Origin of the sequence: Proteus myxofaciens ATCC 19692, assembly GCF_001654855.1 — a bacterium.
GTDB lineage: Bacteria > Pseudomonadota > Gammaproteobacteria > Enterobacterales > Enterobacteriaceae > Proteus > Proteus myxofaciens.
This window is the reverse complement of record NZ_LXEN01000167.1, coordinates 1-2,348: the sequence shown is the minus strand read 5'-3', so window position 1 is coordinate 2,348 and position 2,348 is coordinate 1. Positions and strand designations below refer to the sequence as shown.

3 protein-coding genes and 1 riboswitch are annotated in these 2,348 nt (G+C 31.8%); of the genes, 2 read left to right on the top strand and 1 reads right to left on the bottom strand.

What is annotated here, in order from left to right; translation table 11 throughout:
• Positions 1 to 219 (top strand): phosphate-starvation-inducible protein PsiE (locus M983_RS16370; protein WP_167348697.1); only part of this gene is annotated, 219 nt, incomplete at its 5' end.
• 109 nt (positions 220 to 328) lie between these two features.
• On the top strand, positions 329 to 1,141 hold the full coding sequence (gene rlmA / locus M983_RS16365; protein ID WP_066753532.1) for a 23S rRNA (guanine(745)-N(1))-methyltransferase: 813 nt from the start codon (positions 329 to 331) through the stop codon (positions 1,139 to 1,141).
• 71 nt (positions 1,142 to 1,212) lie between these two features.
• On the opposite strand, the gene mntP is transcribed toward rlmA, so the two are convergent.
• Positions 1,213 to 1,797, bottom strand: coding sequence for a manganese efflux pump MntP (gene mntP, locus M983_RS16360; RefSeq protein WP_066753530.1), 585 nt, complete (start codon positions 1,795 to 1,797; stop codon positions 1,213 to 1,215).
• Positions 1,798 to 1,857: 60 nt separating this feature from the next.
• Positions 1,858 to 1,995, bottom strand: a riboswitch (yybP-ykoY riboswitch).
• Between the last annotated feature and the right edge of the window lie 353 nt (positions 1,996 to 2,348).

Here is a 2,348-nt window from a genome sequence, read left to right as displayed (position 1 = left end):
TTTCTTTATTTTGAGTTTATTGCTCTTATTGTTAAATACTTCTTATCCGGTGGTCATTTCCCATTGAGGTATTTTATCTATATCGGTATTACCGCGATCGTACGTTTAATTATTGTAGAACATAAAGACTCTGTTGATACGCTAATTCAGTCTGGAGCAATATTACTCCTTGTTATTGCTTTATATATTGCGAATACTGAAAAACTAAAACGTGAGTGATGTGTTAACTTTATACATTATGCAATAGCAATTAATAAGATTACCGCAAAATAAGGGCAGATATGTTATTATCTGCCCTTATTTATTTCTGATTATGTAAAATATTATTATGTCCTATCAATGTCCATTATGTTATCAGGCGCTATATCTTCAATCAAATAGCTGGGTTTGTGAGAATAATCATCATTTTGATTGTGCTAAAGAAGGATATGTTAATTTACTTCCTGTGCAATTTAAACGTTCAAAAGAGCCAGGTGATAGTGCTGAGATGATAAATGCACGCCGTGAATTTTTAGATGCAGGCTCTTATCAGCCAATGAGAGATAAAGTCGCTGAACTTATTCAAACACTTTTACCTGAACATAATTGTACTGTATTAGATATTGGATGTGGTGAGGGATATTATACCCAGCAAATTTATCAAAAACTAAGTGATAGAAACCCACAAATATATGGACTTGATGTTTCTAAGGTTGCGGTAAAATATGCAGCTAAACGTTATTGTGCTATTCGTTTTTGTGTGGCATCAAGCCAGCGTTTACCATTTTGCGATGATTCTCTTAATGCAGTTGTCCGTATTTATGCACCGTGTAATGAGAATGAGCTCACAAGAGTAATTAAAAAGGATGGCTATATTATTACTGTTGCACCAGCGCCACGTCACCTCTATCAATTAAAAGAATTAATTTACCCTCATGTTCATCTTCATCCATTAAAAGAAGAGCAGTTTATCGGTTTTGATAAAGTGGCTGAGCACCAAGTTTCTTACACGATGGAATTAAGTGGAAAACAGGCTTTTAATTTATTACAAATGACGCCTTTTGCATGGCGAGCGAGTGAAGAGACTAAACAATCATTAATAGCTAGAGAATTATTTGAGTGTGAAACAGATTTTTTGATTTGTATTTATCAGCGTGTATAAATAATCATAAAATAGAAAAGCTTAGACATTATTATTGAAGTAAGTTTAAGCTTTTCTATTTATATTTAATATTATTTAGCGTACATAAAAAGCTCTAAATGTTCGAATAAAATATTAAAACCTATAGCAATTAATACCATTCCACCCATAATTTCTGCTTTTTTTCCTAAGATAGGGCCGATATAGCGTCCAATTAACATACCTAGAGTCGCCATAATCATAGTCATCATACCAATGGTCATTGCAGTGTGAACAATATCAACTTGAAGAAACGCTAGACCAACACCAATAGCCATTGCATCTAAGCTGGTGGCAATACCCGTGGCAATTAAAGAAAGGGAATCATTACGTTGTGGAACATTTTCACAAGGCGCATTATCATCGCGCTTTACGCTTTGATAAATCATTCGGCTACCAAGAATGAATAATAATGTGAATGCTACCCAGTGATCCCATTGAATTATATATTGGCTAGTGTATAGGCCAATTATCCAACCAATAATAGGAGTGCTTGCTTCAATAATACCAAAGATAAAACCAGTACGTAGAGCTTCACGAAAATGAGGTTTATGTAGGGTTGCGCCTTTACAGATAGCAACAGCAAATGCATCCATAGAAAGGGCTAGTGCAAGGATAAGCGTAGCGTAAAAACTCATAACTATAGCCTCGGTTGGGGTATTTCCATATACACATAATTGTTCCCCAACCAAAGAAGTACAATTATGTGTCTATGGTCTTGCCAACCGTATTACGGTGTCTGCACCACGCTAGATGAAAATAAGCGAGTATGTTGATACAGACTTCTTAAAATATTATTTTTATTTTAAGACAGGCTACTCCCCAATGACTTGATGCAGAAGATACCATATTATTTTTGAAAGGCAACATATAATTAAATATATTTAAAAGATGATATTGATAATAATTATCATTATTAACTTGAGCGGAAATATTATATTTAAATATAAAAATATTTGTTAAAAAAATGATAAAATTCAATGTGATGAAATATTAACCATGTAATTAGCAATGGTTTTAGATTATGATTTAATTAAAAATTAAATATTCTAAAATATTAATACACGTAAAAATTATATGCTTAATTTTTTCTTTATTTTATATTTAAAATAAATAAACTTATATTTAATGTGTATATAAAAAGAAAAGTAAATATAAAAAAATAAGACTCAGATTAGTAGTAAATTAT

Excerpts from the sequence above, each read along its gene's own strand:
- rlmA (WP_066753532.1), top strand. The coding sequence starts at position 329 with ATGTCCTATCAATGTCCATTATGTTATCAGGCGCTATATCTTCAATCA.
- mntP (WP_066753530.1), bottom strand. The coding sequence starts at position 1,797 with ATGAGTTTTTACGCTACGCTTATCCTTGCACTAGCCCTTTCTATGGAT.